18 protein-coding genes and 1 pseudogene are annotated in these 22945 nt (G+C 55.4%); 7 read left to right on the forward strand and 12 right to left on the reverse strand.

Going from position 1 to position 22945, the window contains the following annotated elements:
* Positions 1 to 911 (forward strand): LysR family transcriptional regulator (locus tag ACR0LN_RS14355; RefSeq protein WP_480430532.1); only part of this gene is annotated, 911 nt, incomplete at its 5' end.
* Between the two features lie 132 nt (positions 912 to 1043).
* Here the strand turns inward: ACR0LN_RS14355 and ACR0LN_RS14360 are convergent.
* A pseudogene (locus tag ACR0LN_RS14360) lies at positions 1044 to 1569 on the reverse strand (transposase family protein); the annotation flags it as partial.
* Between the two features lie 276 nt (positions 1570 to 1845).
* Here ACR0LN_RS14360 and ACR0LN_RS14365 point away from each other — a divergent pair.
* The 3 genes from ACR0LN_RS14365 to ACR0LN_RS14375 are packed head-to-tail and all read left to right on the forward strand — an operon-like array spanning position 1846 to position 6595.
* Positions 1846 to 3780 carry a PrkA family serine protein kinase gene (locus tag ACR0LN_RS14365; RefSeq protein WP_480430534.1) on the forward strand — a complete coding sequence of 645 codons (1935 nt, stop codon included), beginning with the start codon at positions 1846 to 1848 and terminating at the stop codon, positions 3778 to 3780.
* Between the two features lie 15 nt (positions 3781 to 3795).
* Positions 3796 to 5118, forward strand: a complete 1323-nt coding sequence (locus ACR0LN_RS14370) for a YeaH/YhbH family protein (protein ID WP_480430535.1) — start codon at positions 3796 to 3798, stop codon at positions 5116 to 5118.
* Positions 5111 to 6595, forward strand: a complete 1485-nt coding sequence (locus ACR0LN_RS14375) for a SpoVR family protein (RefSeq protein ID WP_480430537.1) — start codon at positions 5111 to 5113, stop codon at positions 6593 to 6595. Before ACR0LN_RS14370 ends, ACR0LN_RS14375 begins: the two co-directional genes overlap by 8 nt.
* Positions 6596 to 6949: 354 nt before the next feature.
* Here ACR0LN_RS14375 and ACR0LN_RS14380 read toward each other — a convergent pair whose 3' ends face one another.
* The 4 genes from ACR0LN_RS14380 to ACR0LN_RS14395 form a co-directional block, all read right to left on the reverse strand.
* The gene (locus ACR0LN_RS14380; protein ID WP_480430538.1) at positions 6950 to 8467 is read right to left on the reverse strand and encodes an ABC transporter permease; all 1518 of its coding nucleotides are present in this window, start codon (positions 8465 to 8467) and stop codon (positions 6950 to 6952) included.
* Between the two features lie 10 nt (positions 8468 to 8477).
* Positions 8478 to 9527: a quaternary amine ABC transporter ATP-binding protein gene (locus ACR0LN_RS14385; RefSeq protein WP_480430539.1), complete on the reverse strand. Its 1050-nt coding sequence runs from the start codon at positions 9525 to 9527 to the stop codon at positions 8478 to 8480.
* Between the two features lie 62 nt (positions 9528 to 9589).
* Positions 9590 to 10558, reverse strand: coding sequence for an ABC transporter substrate-binding protein (locus ACR0LN_RS14390; protein ID WP_480430541.1), 969 nt, complete (start codon positions 10556 to 10558; stop codon positions 9590 to 9592).
* 35 nt (positions 10559 to 10593) lie between these two features.
* Complete coding sequence (locus ACR0LN_RS14395; RefSeq protein ID WP_480430543.1) at positions 10594 to 12915, reverse strand: DUF1989 domain-containing protein; 2322 nt, start codon at positions 12913 to 12915, stop codon at positions 10594 to 10596.
* 107 nt (positions 12916 to 13022) lie between these two features.
* Here ACR0LN_RS14395 and ACR0LN_RS14400 point away from each other — a divergent pair, with 107 nt between their 5' ends.
* A complete protein-coding gene (locus ACR0LN_RS14400; RefSeq protein WP_480430544.1) occupies positions 13023 to 14033 on the forward strand; it encodes a LacI family DNA-binding transcriptional regulator in 1011 nt (336 codons plus the stop codon).
* A 445-nt stretch (positions 14034 to 14478) separates the two neighbouring features.
* Here the strand turns inward: ACR0LN_RS14400 and ACR0LN_RS14405 are convergent, their stop codons facing one another.
* From ACR0LN_RS14405 to ACR0LN_RS14425, 5 genes are all read right to left on the reverse strand, one after another.
* A complete protein-coding gene (locus ACR0LN_RS14405) occupies positions 14479 to 15198 on the reverse strand; it encodes a M48 family metalloprotease (protein WP_480430546.1) in 720 nt (239 codons plus the stop codon).
* Between the two features lie 360 nt (positions 15199 to 15558).
* Positions 15559 to 17043 (reverse strand): sulfatase-like hydrolase/transferase, encoded by a 1485-nt coding sequence (locus ACR0LN_RS14410; RefSeq protein WP_480430548.1) that lies wholly within the window; start codon positions 17041 to 17043, stop codon positions 15559 to 15561.
* 479 nt (positions 17044 to 17522) lie between these two features.
* On the reverse strand, positions 17523 to 18329 hold the full coding sequence (locus tag ACR0LN_RS14415) for a class I SAM-dependent methyltransferase (protein WP_480430549.1): 807 nt from the start codon (positions 18327 to 18329) through the stop codon (positions 17523 to 17525).
* Positions 18262 to 18564 (reverse strand): DUF6326 family protein, encoded by a 303-nt coding sequence (locus ACR0LN_RS14420; RefSeq protein ID WP_480430551.1) that lies wholly within the window; start codon positions 18562 to 18564, stop codon positions 18262 to 18264. Before ACR0LN_RS14420 ends, ACR0LN_RS14415 begins: the two co-directional genes overlap by 68 nt.
* A 27-nt stretch (positions 18565 to 18591) precedes the next feature.
* On the reverse strand, positions 18592 to 19233 hold the full coding sequence (locus ACR0LN_RS14425) for a class I SAM-dependent methyltransferase (protein WP_480430552.1): 642 nt from the start codon (positions 19231 to 19233) through the stop codon (positions 18592 to 18594).
* An 87-nt stretch (positions 19234 to 19320) separates the two neighbouring features.
* Between ACR0LN_RS14425 and ACR0LN_RS14430 the strand changes: the two genes are divergently transcribed.
* Both ACR0LN_RS14430 and ACR0LN_RS14435 read left to right on the forward strand, forming a co-directional pair.
* Positions 19321 to 20256 (forward strand): LysR family transcriptional regulator, encoded by a 936-nt coding sequence (locus ACR0LN_RS14430; protein WP_480430554.1) that lies wholly within the window; start codon positions 19321 to 19323, stop codon positions 20254 to 20256.
* A 246-nt stretch (positions 20257 to 20502) separates the two neighbouring features.
* Positions 20503 to 20730: a hypothetical protein gene (locus tag ACR0LN_RS14435; protein ID WP_480430556.1), complete on the forward strand. Its 228-nt coding sequence runs from the start codon at positions 20503 to 20505 to the stop codon at positions 20728 to 20730.
* On the opposite strand, the gene ACR0LN_RS14440 is transcribed toward ACR0LN_RS14435, so the two are convergent.
* Positions 20713 to 21987 carry a bifunctional folylpolyglutamate synthase/dihydrofolate synthase gene (locus ACR0LN_RS14440; protein ID WP_480430557.1) on the reverse strand — a complete coding sequence of 425 codons (1275 nt, stop codon included), beginning with the start codon at positions 21985 to 21987 and terminating at the stop codon, positions 20713 to 20715. The genes ACR0LN_RS14435 and ACR0LN_RS14440 overlap by 18 nt on opposite strands.
* Positions 21987 to 22916 (reverse strand): acetyl-CoA carboxylase, carboxyltransferase subunit beta, encoded by a 930-nt coding sequence (gene accD, locus ACR0LN_RS14445; protein WP_480430558.1) that lies wholly within the window; start codon positions 22914 to 22916, stop codon positions 21987 to 21989. Before accD ends, ACR0LN_RS14440 begins: the two co-directional genes overlap by 1 nt.
* Between the last annotated feature and the right edge of the window lie 29 nt (positions 22917 to 22945).

Genomic DNA, 22945 nt, shown 5'->3' on the forward strand with positions numbered 1-22945 from the left:
TTGGGAGCGCGTTTGCCAAGGCGCCGGTAACCCAAACAGTGGACGACTTTTGCTCCGCCCAATGGCAGACTTTCTCACCGCCGTTGACACAACCCGCGTTGAGTAAACAGTTGAAGATGCTGGAACAACAAATCGGATCAACCCTTCTGGAACGCGGCCCGTCGGGAACATTGGGGCTGACGGATATCGGAGAAGCCTTCTACAAAGACGCTAAAACGCTCTACGACCACTATGACTTGCTGATGAAAAAGTACGCTGGATGCAGTACTGCATCCGACGATAGATGCGAATGCGTTGTTTACGTTCCCAGCCTGATCGCACATGGCCTCGGGGCGATACTTGATCGTTCAGCCCTGGCGAAAGACGGAAATGTCGATTTTCGTTTAGTAGAAGACAGAAGTTCTGCGTACAAACGACGCACAAATATCGCAAAAAAAATTCAGCCCGAACTCTGGTTAAGCTTCGATAATATAGATTGTGAGAGCTATATTGCCATTTCAGAGTTTAGCATTCCCTTGTACTTAGCGGAATCTAGGCCCGGAGAATCAATGAATTGTATATTGGTTCCGGAAACGGTTTCAGAGGATCTTTACTCAGACCTTCGAGAAAGTTTAAACCAACAGGGATATAAAGATTACGTCTTGAAGAAGATGTTTTCATGTTGGCACGAAATTAGAGCAGCTGCAATTTTGGGTGTATCCGGCGCACTACTTCCGTTTAAAAATGGCGTGGTTAAGAGCGATAGAAATTCTGAAATTCTCGCCATTAATCCTCATCGACCAGCTGCGTACCTGAAAGTGTTTCTACACGCGAGGAGAAATAACAGCGCGGAAATTTCTAAAAGCACTCAGATCCTAAATGAAGTACTAGACCATGAAACACGTTTTCAAAAGAATCCCTTTTGGGCTTAAAAAGTTTAGTTATGAAGTTCGGGAAAAGAATTTAGCCTGTAAGACAAAAGGCGCTGAAAGGATAAAGAGTTAAGCGCGCCCCATTTTTGGTAGGGAAGCTCAAATACCGTTATTCGTTCTTTTTCAATTTTTTTATAGGCTCCAGGCCCATAGCCAGTAAATGACGACACCCGAAATTGTGATTGCCGCCAGAAAAGCTTTGGGGCATCTGCCGCACCGGATCGCGACACATCCCCATTCTACCTAATCTCACTATGGATGTGGCTTTGTAGTGGCGCTTATCGTATCGAACCGCCTTTTTGCGTTGATTCCACTAGGTAAACAAAAACGTAGTACTTTATCTTGCAAAGCTTCTTTGAACCAATCCAAGTCGCGTCCGTGATTTTTACCCGGCAGTCGTTTGCATAGAACACGATGAGAAGGACCGAGCAACCAATCAACCGCTGGCAATCGGCTGCGTCCAAACCTTACCCCAAAATAATCACTGACCTGCTAACTGCCACAAAGAACTTCAGCGTCGTCCTATTCTGTCGCAGACGGCATGCAGCTTGGTGTCCATGCCCCTCCACCTCAATCGATTACGGTTGATAAAGACTGTGGCACGCTCGGCGCGCCGATCATCCCCGCATGGATCGCTATGGGATTTCGAACATTGGGGCCTCTCATCCCACCTTAGTTTTGAGGCGACATTGGCGCTTTACGGCACCTTTGGCTCAACCTCTCATTTGGGGTTTTGAATGCAACTAACCTGGCGGCAAAAAACGTATGCGAGCACATGTTTTGAAAGCTTCCATGCCTAGGAATTTCAACAAAACGTCTAGAGGGAAACAAATTGTGATTAGAAATTAAACAATTACGGACCAGTTTTGTGGTAGACTAGGTTGAACTTAGCGCGCTGGGACGAAGGAGTACGAAACCTAGAGGAACTTTACAGATGGAGATTTTCGAGCAGTTTGCAGAAGAGTATGGGCGGACCAAGCTCATCGAAATGACATTGCAGGACTATTTGCTGGAATGTCGAGAAGACCCGACAATGCGGGCCACCGCCGCCGAGCGGATGGTTGCCGCGATTGATGAACCAGAGCTTGTCGACACCAGTCAGGAAGCTCGGCTCAGTCGCATATTTCTTAATCGGACAATCAAGCGATACAAACCTTTCCAAGACATCTATGGCGTCGAGGAAACCATTGAGCGCATCGTTGGCTTTTTCCGCCACGCCAGCCAGGGCCTGGAGGAACGCAAGCAAATCCTCTACCTGTTGGGTCCGGTCGGCGGAGGCAAGTCGACTCTTGCCGAGATCCTCAAAAACCTGATGGAGCGGCAGCCGATCTATGTACTGAAGGCAGGTGATCAGATCAGCCCGATCTTTGAATCTCCGCTTGGCCTTTTTGACCGCGCGCGGATGGGAGATCTGTTGGAGAACAAGTATAATATACCCAAACGGCTATTGAACGGGTTGATCTCGCCCTGGGCTGTCAAACGCCTGCAGGAGTTCGACGGCGATATTTCCAGATTTTCCGTTGTCAAACTCTATCCGTCGAAGCTGCGCCAGATTTGCGTTGCGAAGACTGAACCCGGTGATGAAAACAACCAGGACATATCTTCGCTTGTCGGAAAGCTCGACATACGCAAGCTGGAGGAATTCAGCCAGAACGACCCGGACGCTTATTCCTATTCCGGTGCTCTGAACCGCACCACGCAGGGAATGATGGAATTTGTCGAGATGTTCAAAGCGCCGATCAAGGTGCTGCATCCCCTGCTGACCGCCACGCAAGAGGGGTCTTATGCGGGCACAGAGAATATCGGTGCATTCCCCTTCCAAGGCGTCATCGTTGCGCATTCGAACGAAGCAGAATGGCAGCAATTCAAAAACAACAAGAACAACGAGGCCTTTCTGGACCGGATCAGTCTGGTCAAGGTTCCCTATTGTCTACGTGCATCGGATGAAGTCCAAATTTACGACAAGTTGCTTGATGAAAGCAGCTTGGGCGAGTCACCTTGCGCGCCGGAAACACTGTCCATCCTAAGCCAGTTTAGCGTTCTGACTCGGCTTAAAGAACATGAAAACTCGCCAACGTTTTCCAAGCTCCGCGTTTATGACGGTGAAACCCTGAAAGATACCGATCCCAAGGCGCGGTCCGTGCAGGAATATCGGGATGCGGCTGGCGTAGACGAAGGAATGACGGGCACTTCCACCCGCTTTGCGTTCAAGGTGCTGTCCGAGACCTTCAACCACGACACCGAAGAAGTCGGCGCCGATCCGGTTCACCTGCTTTATGTCCTTGAACAGGCTGTGAAACGCGAACAATTCCCTGATGAGGTCGAAAGCCGGTACCTGTCTTTCATGAAAGACGATCTGGCGCCGCGCTACGCGGAATTTATCGGTAATGAGATTCAAAAGGCCTATCTGGAATCCTATTCTGACTTTGGTCAGAACCTGTTCGACCGCTACATCTCCTTTGCTGATGCCTGGATCGAAGATCAGGACTTTAAGGACCCGGATACCGGACAGATCCTCAATCGCAGCGTTCTGGAACAGGAACTTGAAAAGATCGAAAAACCGGCGGGAATTTCCAACCCCAAGGATTTCCGCAATGAAGTGGTTAAATTCGTGCTGCGCGCGCGGGCCAACAATCGCGGTCGTAACCCGGATTGGCGTAAATATGAGAAACTGAGACGCGTCATCGAAAAGCGCATGTTCGGTCAGATTCAAGATCTGCTGCCGGTCATCAGTTTTGGTGCCAAGCGGGACAAGGAAACCGAAGCCAAGCATAACGAATTCATCGATCGCATGATCGGTCGCGGTTACACGCGCCGGCAGGTCAGGCGCCTGGTTGAATGGTACATGCGGGTCAACAAGGCAGGATGAGGAGTCTATGCTCAAATGGCCCATTTCATCGACCGAAGGCTGAACCCCAAAGATAAGAACCTTGGGAACCGCAGGCGATTTCTGCGCCGGGTGCGCTCTGCCGTCAAAGAGGCGGTAGACGAAAGTGTCCGGCGCCGAAAAATCGCCGATGTCGACCAGCAGGAAAACATCTCGGTTCCGGCAGAAGGGATCGCAGAGCCGCATTTTCAACATGACAGCAAAGGGGGTATCCGAGACCGGGTCCTGACCGGAAACAAGACCTACAGGGCCGGTGACCGGCTCAAAAAACCGCCGTCGGGTCAGAGCGGTCAAGGTGGACGCGAGGGGGCTCCTGACGGGGAAGGTGAGGACGAGTTCATGTTCGTTCTTTCGCGGGACGAGTTTCTTTCCCTTTTCTTCGAAGATCTCGAACTGCCCGACATGGTCAAACTTAGTTTGAAAGAGGCCACCGTCTCCAAACCGCATCGCATGGGCTATACCGCAGCCGGGACACCTGCCAACCTCAGTGTTTCGCGAACAATGCGCAATGCTTTCGGGCGACGGCTGGCAATGCGGCGCCCGACAAATGCGGCGATACAGGCTCTTACACAACAGGTTGAAGAACTGGAAGCGCTTGAAAAGCCGGATGCGACGCGACAAGCGGAAACGCAGAAACTGCGAGAGCAGCTCGACAAGATGCTACGTCGCCGACAGATGGTTCCCTACATTGACCCGCTGGATGTGCGCTACAAGTATTTCGAGATGCGCCCCGAGCCGGCGGCGAATGCGGTGATGTTCTGCCTGATGGATGTTTCGGCTTCGATGGGAGAGCGGGAAAAGAGCCTCGCCAAGCAGTTCTTTGTCCTGCTGCATCTTTTCCTCAAGCAACGCTACGACAAGATCGACCTTGTTTTCATCCGCCACACCCAGGTCGCGGCGGAAGTCGATGAAGACACTTTCTTCCACTCCCGCCAAACCGGTGGTACGGTCGTCAGCAGCGCGCTCAATGAAATGAAAAAGATAATCGAAGCCCGCTATCCGCCCTCACTGTGGAACATCTATGCCGCGCAAGCGTCGGATGGTGAGAATTTTAGCGGAGATTCGCAATTGTGCGCCGACCTATTGAACAGTGATCTGATGAAGTGCTGCCAATACTTCGCCTACACGGAAATCGTCGACGAGACCGAAGCCAATCTGATGAACAGCGAAGATAACGGTATGGAACTGTGGCGTTCGTACCGGCAGGTCGCAGAGGCTTGGCCAAACTTCGCGATGAAACGGATCGCGCGGGCCGGTGACATCTACCCGGTTCTACGCGAGTTGTTTGCGCGCAAGACGAACGGAGTTTCCAATGGCTGAACAGGCCCAAGCAACGCAACCGCTGTTTGAAGGTGCAGAGTGGGATTTCGATACCATCCAGCGCAGCTATGACGCGATCGAACGTGTGGCGAATGATGAACTCGAACTTGACGTCTACCCGAACCAAATCGAAATCATCTCGTATCAACAAATGCTGGACGCCTATTCATCGACCGGGATGCCTCTCATGTATCGGCACTGGTCTTTTGGCAAGCGTTTCGTTCACGAAGAGAAAGCCTATCGCAAAGGTGCAAACGGTCTTGCCTATGAGATCGTTATCAATTCTGACCCTTGTATCTCTTACTGCCTCGAAGACAACACGATGGCGCTTCAGGTCCTTGTAATTGCCCACGCGGCCTTCGGTCACAATCATTTCTTCAAGAACAATCACCTGTTTCGCCAGTGGAGCGATGCGCAAGGTATTCTCGACTACCTCGATTATGCGCGCGGTTTCATAGCCCAATGCGAAGAACAGCACGGGGAACGCGAGGTTGAGCATTTACTCGACGCGGCCCATGCGCTCATGCCGTCGAGCGTTTTTCGGCACAGGCGTCCACCTCACTCATCCCTTGCGGATGAGCGAACCCGCCAGCGTGAGCGGCGTATCGAAGAGGAGCGGGCGGTGCATTACCTGTGGGACGCCTTCGATCACCCCACGCAGTCGTCCAAAACCGATGAAGAGGCGAGGAAACGCAAGCGTGAAATGGGGCTGCCGGAAGAAAACCTGCTGTATTTCGTCGAACGTCACAGCCCGGTCCTGAAGTCTTGGCAACGTGAAGTCCTGCGCATCGTTCGCAACATAGCACAATATTTCTATCCGCAGCGCCAAACCAAAGTGATGAACGAAGGATGCGCCTGCTTCGTCCACTATTACATCACCAACGAACTGCACCGTGCCGGTCTCCTGACAGATGGTGCCATGCTCGAGATACTGCACAGCCATACCAATGTGCTGACGCAGCCCGACTTTGACGCCCCGAACGCGATGGGGATCAACCCTTACGCACTGGGTTTTGCAATGATGCAGGATATCCGGCGCATCTGCACAGACCCGACCGAAGAAGACCGGGAATGGTTTCCGGACATAGCGGGCAGCCGCGCGTGGCGCGAAATATTAAAAGATGCCTGGGCCAATTACCGCGACGAAAGTTTCGTTCAGCAGTTCCTCAGCCCCAATGTCATGCGTCGGTTTCGTATGTTTTCACTGACAGATGACGAGGGAAAACCCTTTTACACAGTCGATGCAATTCACGACGAACGCGGCTATCACCACGTGCGCGACACCCTGGCGCGCAGCTTCGACGTTTCGGAGCACGATCCCGATATTCAAATCGTCGATGTGGACTTGATGGGGGATCGCCACCTAAGACTGAACCACTCCGTGCGTAACGGTGTGCCGCTGAATGAAAAGGCCTGTGAAGCGACTTTAGGCCATCTACGGCAAATCTGGGGCTTTGACGCAGCGTTCGAAAACTAGCGGTTTGGCGAGCGTCGTTTTATTGCCAAGATTCTTGCTGGCCGAATTGATCCGGGTGTGTTTGCAGTTCAATCGGCCAGTTCAGCGAACTGATGAAACGGATAGCGATTCAGCATGAGATGATTCACTGCTACGCCTCGCTAGAACATGAATTTTTCCGGGTAGTGATTTGACAGGCCTTAGTGGACGTCAAAAAAATTCAAATAGGATCCAGACCTTCGGACACGCTGCGCTTTTGAAAGATATTCTGAAACGACGTTCGACTTCAAAACACCGCAAGCCTTTCACTCGCAGCATCAGCGAGCGTCAACTGTGAAAAGCTCGCGGCATATCCTCCAAAGCCTGCCACAAGCCTTATTTCTTTCCGGCCACAATCCGATCCAGAATGAGCGCACAGAACAGGATCGCCAGACCGGCCAAAATCCCCTGCCCTGCCGCCGCATACTGCAGCGCTTCCAGCACGTCCTCGCCTAGGCCCTTGGCTCCGATCAGCGAAGCGACAACAACCATGGCTAGCGACATCAGGATCGTCTGGTTCACACCTGCCATAATGGTCTTGTGAGCCAATGGGAGGTCCACGCGCCACAGCAGGTAACGTGGCGTTGCACCGAAGGCCAAGGCGGCCTCGCGCACAGTTTCGGGCACTTGTTGCAGGCCCAGAACAGTGAAGCGGATCACCGGCGGGCTGCCGAAGATCATGGTCGCTACAACGCCCGCAGGTTTGCCCGAACCGATAAAGGCAACCACCGGGATCAGGTATACGAAGGACGGCATCGACTGCATGAAATCCAGAATCGGCCGCACGATGGCAAAAGCGCGTGGGCGACGGGCGCAGTAGATGCCTAGCGGAATGCCCAGCGTGATTGAAATCAACGCTGCCGCGCCGAGCAATGCGATTGTGGTCATCGCTTTTTCCCAGAAATCCAGCAAGCCCAGATAAGCCAGCGCCGCGCCGGTAAAGATCGCGACACGAGGACCGGCGGACAGATAGGCCAGCATGATGATCACCAGCGCCACCACTGGCCATGGGGTATCGACCAGCACAACCTCGATCCAGTCCAGCAGGGTGCGCATTCCGTAGGTCAGCCCGTCGAAAAATCCGCGCCCGGCGGTTTTTGTCCATTCGAACACCGCCTGCACACCGTCGCCGACATTCAGCCGCCAATCGCGGTTGGTCGGGAAGGTTTTGAGAACGGCCAAAGCATCCGGCTGCGCGAATTTGATCATCGAAAGGATCACCACAACGGCGGTCAGAACCGAGGCAACAACCAGCCGGGCAATTGACCATCCATGCGCGACACTGGGGTCCGAGCGCCAGCGCGCAAACTGCCCTTCCAGCGTCCAGTTGGCCAGCGAAGCGGCAAGGAACTTGACCGCCAATAGCAAGGCAATCCCAACCGCCAGATATGTGAGACCAGTCGAGTCTGCGGTACGAGCGGCTTCCTGCGCCCCAGTCAGAGCGCCCTCCAACGACTCTGCAGCACGTTTAAGTGAATCCAGCGTCGCCGACCCTGATTGCTCTGCCGCCGCAATCTGCTGACGGCGCAGTTCCAGCGTTTGCTCAATCTGCTCGGCGCGTTCGCGGAACTCGCGCCCGAGATCGCCGAACAAGCCAAGACCGATCTGAATATAGGCCAGCGTTTCCAGCACCAAAAAACCAAGGAACCATGACCAAAGACCCCGTGCCCCGAACCAGATCGGCCCAAGGATCGCCGCTGCTTTGTTCAGCGTAAAGCGATAGCCGGGGGCCTGCATCATATAGGCGAAGGTCTTTTGATAGTAGGACTGCCCCTGCCCCACGAAATCTCCGATCAGGCCATTCAGACGGTCGGCGGTTTCCGGTTGGATCTGTTGCATATCAACATGTTTCATAGCGGTCCCCTTATGCCTGACTGTCCTGAATCGCGCGGATCAGACCCGCGCGGTTGATCACACCCACGGTCTTGCCGTCCTGCGTCACCGCCACAACGCCATGCCCATCGACGCAGAGGTTCATCAGATCGGCCAAATCCATATCCGGATGCGCCTCTTTTGCATCGTCCGGCACTTCGCCATGGCGTGCTTCGAACTCATCGACCGGTTTCATCACCGCGTGGGCGAAGATCATGTTTAGCTTGGAAATCCCCGCCACGAAGTCAGCCACATAGTCGTCGGCGGGATTCAGAATGATCTCTTCCGGCGTGCCGATCTGCACGATGCGACCGTCCTTCATGATCGCGATGCGATGTCCGATGCGGATCGCCTCGTCCAGGTCATGGGTAATGAACATTGTGGTCTTGTTCAGCTTATGACTGAGGTCCATGAACTGGTCCTGCAACTGCTTACGGATCAGCGGATCAAGCGCCGAGAATGGCTCATCCATCAACAAAATCTCAGGATCGGCAGCGATGGCGCGGGCCAGCCCCACGCGCTGCTGCATACCGCCCGACAGCTCATGCGCGTATTTGTCTTCCCAGCCGTTCAGCTCGACCAGTTCCAGTACCCTGTCGGCTTCTTCCCAGCGACGGGCCTTTCCGGTGCCACGGATTTCCAGTGGCATTGCCACGTTGTCGCGCACGGTCCGGTGGGGCATCAGACCGAAGTTTTGAAACACCATCGCGACACGACGGTTGCGCAAGTCGCGTAGCCCTTCGTCATTCAGACCCATCACGTCGTCGCCATCCAGATAGATATGTCCGTCGGTGGGTTCCAGCAGACGGTTCACATGCCGCACGAGCGTCGATTTGCCCGAACCCGACAGGCCCATCACGCAGAACAGCTCACCCCGTTCGATTTCGAAACTGGCATCGGCTACGCCAACAACGCAGTTGAAACGCTCCAGCACTTCGGCCTTGCTCAGACCCTCGCTGTGGATGGCCTGCAAAGCCTCTTGCGACCGTGCGCCGAATACTTTCCACACGCCCTTTGCGTCGATTGCGATATCCGCTGTCATATTGGCCTCACCGCTGTTGATAGTTCTGATCGGCGCCCCCGGAGTTCGGAGGCACCATGGCGTTAGTTGGTTGTCAAACCAAGCCAGCCGTCGACGGTGTCTCCGTTGGCGGCAATCCATTCAGCCACGACCTCATCTGTGTCGCGGCCCTTGACTACGACCTCATAGGTTAGGCCACTCAACTCACCCGCATCCATGTCGATATTCGCCAGGAAAGACGCTGCTGCCGGATTGCGTTGCTCCAGCGATTTCGAATGCGCCACGGTCACGGTTTTCACCGGCTCACCCGTGCTGACATGGGATTTGTTGTACCAGTCGGCATCCTGATCGGGCTGCACCATCTTGTAGGTAGCCGCATCGTGCTCGGGCTCTTCCAGAATGGTCACGTCATAAAGCGCGTGCACGTAGTGCGGCGCGTAGCAGTAAAAAGCAGCACCCTTCTGTTGATCGATCTGATCTTTCAGCCGCGAATAGAACACGGTTTCATCTTCAGTGGTCGGCGTTAGAAAGGTCTCGATCCCATAGTCGCGCACCCGAACTTTAAACGTGTTGGTCGAAGCCCAGCCCGACGCGCCCACCCAGACTTCACCTAACCCGTCGCCATCAGAATCGAACAACTCCTGCGCCATTGGTGTAGCGAGATCGTAGATTGAACGGATGTTGTGATCTTCGACCATATAGTTCGGTACGCAAATCCCGGCTCGGCCTTCATAGCTACCAGCAGACAGCGCCACGGTGCCCTTCTGGTCGACATATTCGTCTGTGAATGAAGACTGGTTTGGCAGCCAGACATCCGGGTGCACGTCAATATCTCCACGCCCGCCATCCATGGCTGCAAAGATCACCGCGTTGGCACCGGGGGCATAGCCAACTTCGCCGCCCAAGCGGGTTTCGATGACCTGACCGATCACGCGGCTCATGATCTTGGCCCCGGGCCAGCTGGGTTCACCCACCATGACCTTGTCCTGTGCCATCGCTGTTGTTGCGCCCAAAGCCAGTGCCAGGGTTGCCGTAAGCGAAATTTTTTTCATGTCATTTCTCCCGTTGCATTGAGTTACATGCGCCATCAGGCACGTGCCCGCTTTCGTTGCGGGTCTATGAATGGAATGTCCGAGACGGTGGCGCGCAGACGTTTCATCCGCCCGTCGAGTTGCCCAATTTCCAATACGGTTCCGTTTTCCGCATGTTCGACCGACAGCCGCGCCATAGCGATCGCGTGTTCAAGCATCGGTGAGCGTGTGGCCGAAGTGACCACGCCAACCTGCCGTTCGCCTGCGAATACAGGGGCACCATGTGCAGGCACGTCGTCGCAGCCTATCAACAGCCCCTTGAGCACCCGGCGCGGCTCGCGTGCGTTACGTTCCAGCGCCGCTTTTCCAGTGAATTCGGACTTGGTAAGATCGACGGCGAAGCCTAATCCGGCTTCGAAGGCGTCCACTCCCGGAGCGAACTCCGCGTTGGCGGCAACCAGTCCTGCCTCAATTCGGATGATATCCAACGCGGCTGAGCCCATGGGGGTGATCCCGAACTCTTCCCCGGCGGACATCACTGCGTCCCAGATCGCCACAGCGTCGGACTTGGAGCAAAAGATTTCATACCCCAGTTCGCCGGTATATCCCGAGCGGGACAACATAAACGGCGCACCCTCACGGTCGTTCAATCGCGCGACGGTGACGCCGAACCATTTCAGATGCTCCAAGCCGGGTACGTGTGGCTGGGTAAAAGCGATCTTGCGCAGCAGGTCGCGCGACTTTGGCCCCTGAATGGCCAGGTTCGGCATTGCTCCACGCAACGCATGAATTCGCACCTGCAACCCTCGCGCGTCAGCCAGTTCCTGCAAAACGCGGCCGCTTTCCTCGGACCCGCAGCACCAGCGGAAAATCTCGGGCGCGAGGCGGAACAAGGTGCCATCGTCGATGACCGAGCCGCTTTCATCACATATCAGCGTGTAAGACCCGCGCCAGACCGGCAGTTTCGCTACATTGCGCGTGGTGGCCTGTTGCATCAGCGCCTCGGCATCCGGGCCGACGATGTCGAATTTGCGCAACCCGCTCATGTCCTGAACCGTAGTTGCCTGACGGCAGGCCCAGTATTCACCCAGTGTGCCATGAGCGGGGTAGCTGACTGGCGTCCAAAGATCACGGGCCGGGGCGAAATGCTGGGTAAGCGGCGCCAGGCGGTCGTGGAAGGCGGATTCCTGACTGATCGACATGGGGGCGTCTTCCTTTTCACGATAGGCAACCGCGCGACGGATCGGTGCTTCCGGGTGGTAGATGCGCACATGCACATCCGTAGGATTCCAACCATTGATCGGGTCGATATCGTCCGGGCAGGCAGTCGAAACACAGACCAAGTCCTCAATCGCGCGCATCGCCACGTAATCGCCGGGCCGAGAGTGGGACTCTTCGGTCAGGATGTGATGTGTTGCAGGGTCCACCCAAGTCGACCAGAAAAAGTTGATCGCAGGCCACGCCGCCCGTCGCGCGACCCCATAAGGTGCCAGAGCGTTTGACATATTGTCCGAACAATTCAGATGGCCGGGGAAACCCCGTTCCTCATAACCGCGCGCGGTACAGGCCAATCCAAATGTATCATGCCGCCCGCAAGTGTCCTGAACCACATTCAGCAGGGGCCGCATCTCTCGATCAAAAAACTTGTCCAACAAGCCGGGGCCGGGATAGGCCCGCCGCACCATGGATCGGGTCGCGGTCGAGTCGATCATCCATTCCTTTCCCCGGCCCAACCCATCGGTTCGCAGCGCCATGAAGTCAGAACATTGCTGGCCCTCAATATCAATAATCTGAATGAATTCTCCGGCCTTCAGTTCATACGCCAGCGCGCTGCCCCGCGGCACGGTGAATTCATCCCGCGTGTCACCCAGCAAGGGTGGCAAATGCGATCCTTTGGTCGTCGCTGACTTGTGCAGGACCGTAATGCTCCCGGTCGCTCTGCCTTCAACTAGCTCTGCAACCTCGGTGGAGTGGACCACCCAGACCGTAACAGCCTGATCCGCGCGGAGAATCAGCGGCTCGGGTGCAGAGTCCAAACTGTGGCAGGAAATCCGCTGATCTCCTCCCTGCGCCGCGACCCAAGCCAAGAGCGGAGCGCTGTCAAAACGGTCCCATTCGATTAACCCGGTTGCCGTCAAACCCAGAGCCGCCAACCCCGCTTGCCCATCGTCATTGAAGGCAACAACGTCCAGTGTCCTTTTTGATCCAACCCCTTCTATCGAAAGCAAATCTCCGCGCTTCAGGTTCAGTCGGGCTGCCCCGCGCGGGGCAAGAATATGCGGGCGGACGTCAGACGCCTTTGGAAACCCCGGGAAAAGGCGGCCAGGGCCGTCAAAGCCAGAATTCGCGAACGTATGTAAAACAGATGTTCCCTGCATATTGGAAGCTGATTCCCAAAATGTAACTAGTTACAGAGGTTGATGAAACTAGTTACATATGTCAACTCTTTACTCAGTAACCCGCGAAACGGACTTCAAAATTCACAATGCAAAAAGCCCCTGAGCCTAAAAAACGCGCAAATCTCAGAGATGTAGCAAAGGCTGCGGGCGTGTCCGTCGCCACAGTATCGCGAGTGCTGAATGAACCGACGGTGGTAAAAAAAGACACGCTAGAGAAAGTTCAGGCCGCCATAGCAGACCTGAAGTTCGTCCCCAGCGCAGCCGCCCGTGCGATTAATTCCGGCCGCACCCGGTTTGTCGGCGCGCTGGTCCCTACTCTGGACAACGCAATCTTTGCCCGCTTTCTCGCTGCGCTGGAGCGTAGGCTTTCAGAGCATCAATTGTCACTGATCGTTGCAACCACCGAGGCAAGTCTAGACATCGAGGCCGAAAAAGCCAAAAGCCTGCTGGATATCGGGGCAGAGGGCCTGATCATCACCGGGGCTGCACATAGCCCAGCGTTTCACGATTTGATCGAGCGCACTATGGTGCCAACGATCATCACGTCTTACTTTGATCCCACAAACCCGCTGCCGACCATCGGATATGACAACGCGGTTGCGGCGCAACTGGCCTTAAAGCACCTTGCCGACCTCGGTCATCAAGACATTGCGGTCGTGCATGGCCCTGTTCACGACAATGACCGCACACGAGCACGCCTTGCCGGCCTCAAAGCCATTCCTTTCGCCGGAAGACTTTCGACATTCGAGACCGAGATCAGTCATCAGGGCGGTGCGGACATTGCAGAACACCTAGCCAACCTGAACGCCAAGCCAGACGCAATTCTATGCCTTTCCGACGTCGTCGCCCTTGGGGTGTTGCTTGGTCTTCAGGCCCAAGATATCGCCGTCCCGGACCAAATTTCGATGGTAGGCGTTGATGACTTGCCTACCTCGGCGGTAACCGTTCCGCCACTGACAAGCGTACACTTACCCGTTTCTCAAATGGGTGAACGTGCGGCGGACGCTCTGGCGCACTGGATCACGGCTCAACAGGCACCCAAACCCCAAGAGCTCGTTACACGTCTCGTCGTTAGAAACTCCACCAAACGAATTTAAAGCCAGCGGCCCATTCCAGGCATTGTCAACGCGGTTGGGTGCAGCAGCACAAATTCACCAAAACCGACTAATTACCTATGAGTGCAGCATATTGGCCGACGATGCCAAGTGACGACCCCTCGCGCCTCGGATAACTAACTTATCCCACGATAGTTCGCTCCACCCGTCTCATGCGCCAGAAATCTCGACCACAGCAGCCACCAACAACAGAGATTTTCGGATGCTCGCGCATCAGTATTGCTACCCTCTCATCCAATTCCTTTGGGCCTCCGATGTCCAACTCAGTCGCATTGTCCAATTCAGCATGACCGAGTCTCGAGGCAGTCATGCTCTTGAGCTGGGACTTCGGTTTTGCGTCGCGTCCTTCAAACCGGACGTTCCCAAGGGGCGCGGTATCAAAGTTCGCTCGGCTTATTGCTTTGCTGCGACCTAACGTTCAAAACAGTCAACCACCGATCTGCGCCATCGTAGCTTGTACCGCATAATACCTTTGAGCGTTGGGGGGGTGCGTCCCTAGAAAGCGATCACCAGGATCGGGAACCCGTGCGAAGTACAGCGCACCTTTGAGAGGGTCATAACCCGCTTTGTAGGCTATTACCGTGCCTAGCCGATCAGCTTCCAACTCAAAGTCCTTTGAATAGCTGCGCCCACCAACAAAGGCTCCCAGGTCTTGTGCGGCGGCGATGTCATTTGCCCCACTCCCGGCGATTGTTGCCAGGCCCGCCAAAATCATCGCACCAGCCGCCGCGTTCTGAGCCTTGCGCGCCAAGTGCCCCTGTATGTGGTGAGCGGCTTCATGAGACATGACAAATGCTAGCTCGTCGGTATTGTTCACATCCTTTATCAAAGCCTGGGTCATCGTAATTACCGGGCGTCCAGACTTGCTTAAACTCTGATAGGCGTTTGAGGGCGCTTGCTTGTCCGGATGAATTCGGATCAGAAAATCGCAATTCACGCCCTGAGTGCGGCGACGGCATTCCCGCTCGGCTGCGGGCTCAACTCGTGAGGCTACCTGGCGGAATCTGACTTGTGCCTGCTGCGAATTGACCGGGGCGCTCGCACGACCAGGGTCGGGGATGGGCGCCGAAGGAGGGGCGTTGGTCGACACGCATCCTGCCAACATCAGAGCAGCCAGTACCGATACAGCTCGTTTCAAAAACCTCACCTTACAACCTTTCTAGGGAACTCTACTCAAGTCAGGACGCGTCGCCAAACTAAAGCCAAATTCCCAGGTCTGTAAACTCAAGGCACCACCCATGAGGGAAACGCGAACTCCTGAAGTCGGCAAAGAACCCGCTTTCAATAACCCAATAGGAAGCTGCGGTCGCAGACCCATATTCCTGACCTTCGCCAAAGCCGAACGAAATCATCGTCAGCACACTTAGCTATCGCGGAACCAAGCGCTCGGTGCGTGTGTCAAAGCAACAGACATCGTTGATAATCCAGAACACACTCCTCTTGCACCATAGAAAGGTCGGAGAAACACACTAAGTCGAACTCCTTTTTCGTCAAAGTAAACCAGAAATTACAGTGCTTTCCCTTTGCGCACTTTTGCTTGTTCGCTTGGTGTGGGTGTATGGTTGAAGCAATATGCAGTCAGGCAAGCTTGCTCACCGCCCAACTCGGCAATACGGTCTCGTTGGTCCGCAAAGCACTGCGCATTAATTGCTTCGGGGTCGCAAATCTCACGCAACCGGCGTTCGCCCTCGGCCAGTGCTGCAACCGTGTCCGGATGTTTCGGGCAAACGATTACAAGATTGTGTAATTCGTCGGGATCTGCTTCAAGGTCGAAAAGCTGAGGATCGTGCCCTACGTAGTGCACATATTTCCATCTTTGCCAGCGCACCATGAAAGTTCCGGTAGTTGAGCCTCCATCGTGATATTCGCTTAGGATTGTGCGCTCGGGGTCGTCACCAGCACTTGCCAGTTCGCGCAACGAAATCCCGGGCAGAGCGCGGCTGACCGTATCATGATCGACCCCGGTCACATCTAAAGCAGTAGCTGCCAGATCGACCAGCGAGGCCCCGGTACTAACGCGGCGACCCGCAGGCACGCCCGGTCCGGCCACGATCATCGGCACACCGGCGGATTGCTCATACATCACCTGCTTGGTCCAGAATCCCTGGTCGCCCATCATGTCACCATGGTCCGATACATACACGACAACCGTTTTCTGCGCCTGACCGCTGGCCTCCAGAGCATTCAGGATGCGGCCCACGCAATTGTCCATAAAACTTGTCAGACCATAGTAAGCTGTTTTCGCCTCGCGCATTTTCTGTTCGTCGAAATAGCGATCGTAATCGAAAAACCCGGCCACGTTCTGAAGTTCACTATGCTCCGGACGGAATCGTTCTTCATAACCTACGGGAAGGTCGATCTCTGCCGGATCATACATGTTGTAGTAGTCTTCCGGACAGGTCAGCGGGTAGTGAGGGCTGACAAGCGAGACAAAGGCTGCCCAAGGGCGATCTGATCTGGCCTTGTTGCACAACCAGGCCTCGGCCGCGTCGGTGATATCGAGGTCATAGTCGGTATACGTGCTCTGGCCCACCCCCACATCTGCAGCCAATTCGGCGGCGGCTTCGTAGGATGGCAGACTGTCTCGCAAAAGCCCAACAGGCCATCCAACGCCACCCACCACATGCATCGGTAAGATTTCCTCAGAGAACCCGTTGTCATCTTTCGCTGAACGGAAATGCAGTTTGCCGATTGAGACGGTCTCTACTCCGCTATCACGCAGATGCCGCATCCAACTGCGGGTCTCACCATCATAGGGTGAGGCGCTGTCCCAATGACGAATCCTGTGAACATGATCGCCGATTGCAATTGCGGCTCGAGTAGGAACGCACATCGGGGATGGCGTGTACGCATTGACAAAACGGGCTCCACGCGCGGCCAGTGCATCTAGGTTTGGTGTCTTGACGATGGGGTGGCCGGCACATCCCATCGCATCCTTTCGATGCTCGTCAGAAATGATGATCAACAGATTGTATTCACTGCGGCGTTTCAAATTCCTTCGCTCCCGTTTTCGACTACATTCCCGGTTGCTCTATGGATCGGCGTGCAGCCCGAACATTCGCTCAAACTTGTTGCTCGGTCAAACGTGGCCCATATCTGTAGATGATGCAGTGGTGCGAACTGACAATAGCAGCGTCGCAGGTATCGCAAACGCCTTTTGGCTTGGCGAGACCCAAGCAAGCGGCCTGCCCTGCTAGCATGAATTGAGCCAACTCGCACCTGAAGACAAGCCTGTTCGGTTTGATTTTTGGGGCACCGGTTTTCCGGGCTTGGTTCAGGCGCAATCCAACGCAGTTGGCACATTGATTGCTCCGCGAACCGAACAGTTCAATCAGGCCCAAGAGCGCGAGATCAAGGCTAAGGATCACGTTAGCTGGATCTGGCGGACATGGTAAAATACCGACCGACGGTCGCCGTCATGGGTCAGGGAAGGGATTAGCTTACTCATCCATATGTCTTTTATGGATTTGGTCAAATATTGATATCCGGCAAAGCGCGGCCCTGTGTACCGGATGATCCCGTGCGGGTACGCCTGGCAATCAGTGTCGCAGCAGGACCTGCCGAAGGCAAAATCCGAAGGTCACAGCTCATAGCGCCCCTTACGCTCTTCTCAACTTTTTCAATGTCGAGGAATCGACCTGTTCCGCAATATGCAAGTCGCTTTTGCACGATCCGGTCAAGAATTCTGCGCTCTGGTTTCTCGGCACAAAATGTCAAACACAACAACCCGCCGGGTTGCAACACTCGGCAAAGTTCCTCCACAGCTTCGCGTGGCGTAGTCAATGTTTCGATCACCCAAGCGCATGTCACGATGTCAAAACATGCATCTGGACATGGGAGAGCCTCAATGCGGCCACGGACTTTTTTCACGGGAAGATCAGCGCAACGTGCCAACATGGCCACGGATGGGTCCAGCACCGTAACCTGGTCGGGCTGCACGCCATCTGATAGCAGGCCACGCGCAAATCGCCCTGTACCGCAGCCCGCGTCGAGAAGCTGCGACCCTGGCCTCAGCCCGACCCGAACCGCGGCTTCGAGAGCAGCTTGTGCCTCGCCTCCCGAATATCTCAACCAGCGTTGGTGAAGCCGATCATAGACCGGTGCCAGTCGATCATAGAGGCGGATCATTCTGTCGTCGGAGTTTGCGAGATGGGCCATGACGCAAGTTACGGGGCACTGCGGATGTTCAGCCTGCGGTGGGCTGTGACGCCTAAAGCCAGACAATGGTGGAAATGCCCGCGATTGCAACGAGTTGCAGAATAAGCTGACGATCGTCATCCAGATCTATTAATGCAATCGATATCATCGAATTTGGAACAGAGATGACGACACAAGCGAGCAACAGCGTATCAGGCGTAATTTCAATGCCATTTAAGTGTCCCGTAAAGATGGTTTCAACGAAACCGGGCATGATGAAGTGATGACCGTCGCGGAGGATGATGTTTATGAGGAGAAAGATCCAAAGCCCCGCCAAAAGAATGCGGTTATCTTGGGTTTGAGATTGAAAATGCATGTTTAGGACCTCTCGTTGGGTCGCGGCTTAGAACGCACGTCGCGCCACAATGAAGGGATTCAACCGACCTTTGCCGAAGTACCGGCATTCCACGAGGTCAAACCCGGCTCGTACGAGCGCGCGACTGAGCCCGGCCTTAGTAAGTGGGGTAACTGGTGGAGCCAGACCGACGGTACACAGGACGCGAACAAGCAGACGAAGGACTAGGGAAGCATCGCCCAGACAAACTGTCTTCGACAGGAAAAACCCACCGGGTTGGAGCTGGGCGTAAACCGTGTCCAAAACCTCAGGCACATCATTCACAAGGTGAAGCAGGCTGAAGCTCATGATGACGTCAAAGAGCACTTCGTCGAGCATCTCAGACGCGTCCGCCTGGACAAATTTCACGTTGGTGACGCCTGCTGCGCGGCGCTTGTCCTCGGCGATTGCGATCATCCCGCGCGAGAGGTCGGTCGCCACAATCTGTGACACAGAGGGAGCAAGGTGCAGGGCCGTACTTCCTGTGCCACAACCGATTTCCAGAACCCGGTCCTTGGCGCTCAAGAGCGCCTGGATACTGTTCAGCTTCTGATTGTAGGCAGCGGGATCCTTAACGGGGTTGCGCGCGTATTTCGGGGCGATCCGGTCCCAAAAGGGTGCGGTATCGGCATTTGGTTTCTCGGTGTGCATAGTGCGGCTCCTTGTTGGTCGCTCGGATAGCTGTGCACTGAGAAACAGTGAATTGCTCAATTTCATACATCTGCTATACGCCCATGCATGAACTGGGATGCGATCTCATTTGACCGGAACCAAATCCGCGCTTTCCTTGCGACGATGGAGGAAGGATCGTTCAGCGGTGCCGCGCGTGCCCTAAAGACCACGCAGCCCACCATCGGTCGACAGGTTTCAGATCTGGAGTCCACGCTTGGTGTCACGCTGGTAGAGCGCAGCGTGCGTGGGCCGACGCTTACCAAAACTGGTCGTGAACTTCTTGATCACATGCGTGCCATGGGCGAAGCGGCTGCATTGGTTTCGATGGTAGCCACCGGGAAATCGCAGGAAGTGACGGGCGAAGTTACCGTGACGGCGACAGATCTCTTGTCGGCATCCATTTTGCCGGGCCTTCTTACATCGCTGCGAACAACTGCACCGGGGGTCCGCGTCCGTATCCTTGCGTCGAGTGACGTGCAAAACCTCACCCAGCGGGAGGCTGATATCGCGATCCGTCACGTTCGGCCCGAGCAGTCCGATCTTATCGCTCGGCACGTTGGAAATTTTCGCGCCAATCTCTTCGCGGCGACCATCTATCTTGACCGCGCGGGCCGCCCCAAGACTCCATACGACATCGCCGGGCATGACTTCGTCGGCAACGCAGACCCCGAGCGCTTGATGGCCCCTCTTCACAATATGGGGATTCCCGTCAGGGCGGAAAGTTTCGTGATGTCCAGCGAAAGCGGCGTGGTGGCTTGGGAATTGGTGAAGGCCGGTTATGGCGTATCGATGCAGCCCGAAGTGCTGGGCGATGCCGAGCCAGGCGTCGAAAAGGTATTGGCCCATTTACCGTCCCTTGAGTTTCCAATTTGGCTGGTATCCCATCGCGAGCTGCAAACCAGCCGTCGCATTCGGATCGTCTTTGACCTGTTGGCCCGTGGCTTGTCCGATGCAGTTCGTGGGATCGAGGCACGCCCCCGAAAGAAACCGTCATCAGATTGATCCGATGAGGTTGCACAAAGAACCGGAAACCCATTTAGAGAATGCCAACCAGCCAAATAAGAGCACTGTTTCTTCAATGTTGCAATTTTCAGTGAGGGTGGCCTCATATCTGCCCTAATTATTACTCAGTTACTTTCAACCTGAGCACGTGAGATAACATCAAACTGCAGCCTGACCGTCTGGGGTCTGTTCGTTCACAACGATCATAAATTCAACCTCGCCTCGAATGGCTAGTTTGGAGGACCAATGCAACAATTGTTGAGCGAGCTAAAACGCAGGCTTGGCGCATTTATTGCACTTCGCGTGGGGCATTTCTTTGAAGAGATTGCGATCAAAAGTAAGCACTTCTCGACAAATACCGAAAGTGCAACTTTCGAGCGGTTTAAGGGCTGTGCCCCAGCCACGTTTTGCGCGCCTCTCCCGGATATTTATGGCCAGGTGAAGCCAGTGGGCGGTTCAGCCGTTTTCGCGTAGAATGTTGCCCGCGAGGTAGAGCGAGCCGCAGATCAGGATGCGCGCCTGCGGGTCTTTCACCACGATAGACCTCAGCGCATCAGCGACGCTGTCCGCCGTTGATGCGGGCAGGTCAACCTTGGCAGCCGCTGCCGCGGTGTCCTCGGCGCTGAGTGTGGCGGCTTCACCGGGAATAGAAACGGCGGTCAGGCTTTGGGCCTGTTTGGCCAGCGGGGCCAGATAACCGGTCACATCCTTGGTGTTGAGCATTCCGCAGATCATATGTGTCGGGCGTTCCGGCAGTCGCGATAAAACCTCTGCCAATGCCACGCCTGCAGCGGTGTTGTGGCCGCCATCCAGCCACAGCTCGGCCTGTGGCGCGGCTTCGACCAGAGGGCCGGTTTTCAAGCGTTGCATGCGCGCGGGCCATTCGGCATTCATCACCGCAGCCTCATAGGCTTCGTCGCCCATGTTCAAGTGACGCAACACCGCCAGCGCGGCACCCGCGTTTTGGATCTGGTGCGCCCCCAGCAAGTTTGGCAAAGGCAAATCGCGCAGACCGGTTTCGTCCTGATAAACGAGACGCCCGTTTTCTTCGTGCACATGCCAGTGCTGGCCATGTACAAGAAGCGGAGCGCCAAGACGCGCGGCGGTGTATTCGATGACCTCTAGTGCTTCGTCCTGTTGCGGGCCGACAATACACGGCACGCCGGGTTTTATTATCCCCGCCTTTTCGGCAGCGATTTTGCCAAGCGTATTGCCCAGAAACTGCTCGTGGTCGATGGAAACCGGAGTGATAACCGTCACCGCAGGTTCGTGAATGACGTTCGTTGCATCCAAACGGCCACCCAAACCGACCTCGAGCAGCGTGAAATCCGCCTTGGCGCGGGCGAAGGCCAGCAAAGCCGCGCAGGTGGTGATCTCGAAATAGGTGATGTTTTCGCCCCCATTGGCGGCGTAGCATTCATCCAGAACCTCGGTCAGCGCAGGTTCGGTAATCAGTTCACCAGCCAGACGGATTCGTTCGTGAAACCGCGCCAGATGGGGCGAGGTATAGGCGTGGGCCGACAGTCCTGCCCCCTCAATCCCGGCGCGGATCATCGCCTGGGTCGAGCCTTTGCCGTTAGTCCCGGCAATGTGGATCACCGGTGGCAGCTTGCTCTGTGGGTTGTCCAGAGCCGCCAGCAAACGCCAGACTCGATCCAAGGTCAGGTCAATGATCTTGGGATGCAACGCCATCATCCGGTCCAGGATGACGTCAGATGTCTGAACGGTCATTATTCCGCCGCGTCCTCGACCGGGGCTTCGGTCTTGGTCTCTTGAGGTTCCGGGGCGGGCAAATCGCCTTTGACCGCCGGAGGTTGGTTCATCAACATGCGCGTGATGGTGATCAGTTCGTCCCGCATCTCGGTCCGTTTGGTCACGCGATCAAGCATTCCGTGATCCAGCAGATATTCGGCGCGCTGGAACCCTTCGGGCAGTTTTTCACGAATGGTCTGTTCGATTACACGCGGCCCGGCAAAGCAGATCAGCGCGTTGGGTTCTGAAATATGCACGTCGCCCAGCATCGCATATGATGCTGTCACACCGCCGGTGGTGGGGTGTGTGAGCACAACGATATATGGCAGGTTCGCCTCTTTGAGCATTTCGACCGCCACGGTCGTACGCGGCATCTGCATCAGGCTCAGGATGCCTTCCTGCATCCTTGCGCCGCCGGCAGCCGAGAACAAGATCAGAGGGCGTTTCAGCTTCACCGCCTCTTGCGCGGCGGCAATGATCGCGTTTCCGACATACATGCCCATGGAACCGCCCATGAATGAAAAGTCTTGCGCTGCGGCAACAATCGGAGTGCGTCCGATCTCGCCTGTAGCGACCAGCATTGCCTCTTTTTCGCCGGTCTTTTTCTGGGCCGATTTCATGCGGTCCGGGTATTTCTTTTGATCCCGGAATTGCAGTGGGTCAGCGGTCGGAGCAGGAACATCGACTTCGGTGAAAATACCCCCGTCAAACAGGTGCTGGAAACGCTCACGCGGGGTGATGGCCATGTGATGGCCGCACTGGGTACAAACGTTCTGGTTCTCAGCCAATTCGCGGTGGAACAGCATCGTGCCGCACTCGTCACATTTGTGCCAAAGGTTTTCAGGCACTTCCCGGCGAGAGAAGATCGAGTTGATCCGGGGGCGGACGTAGTTTGTGATCCAGTTCATGTCGGAACCTTGTTATGCGGCGTTGACGT

The organism is Ruegeria sp. AA6, assembly GCF_056542865.1.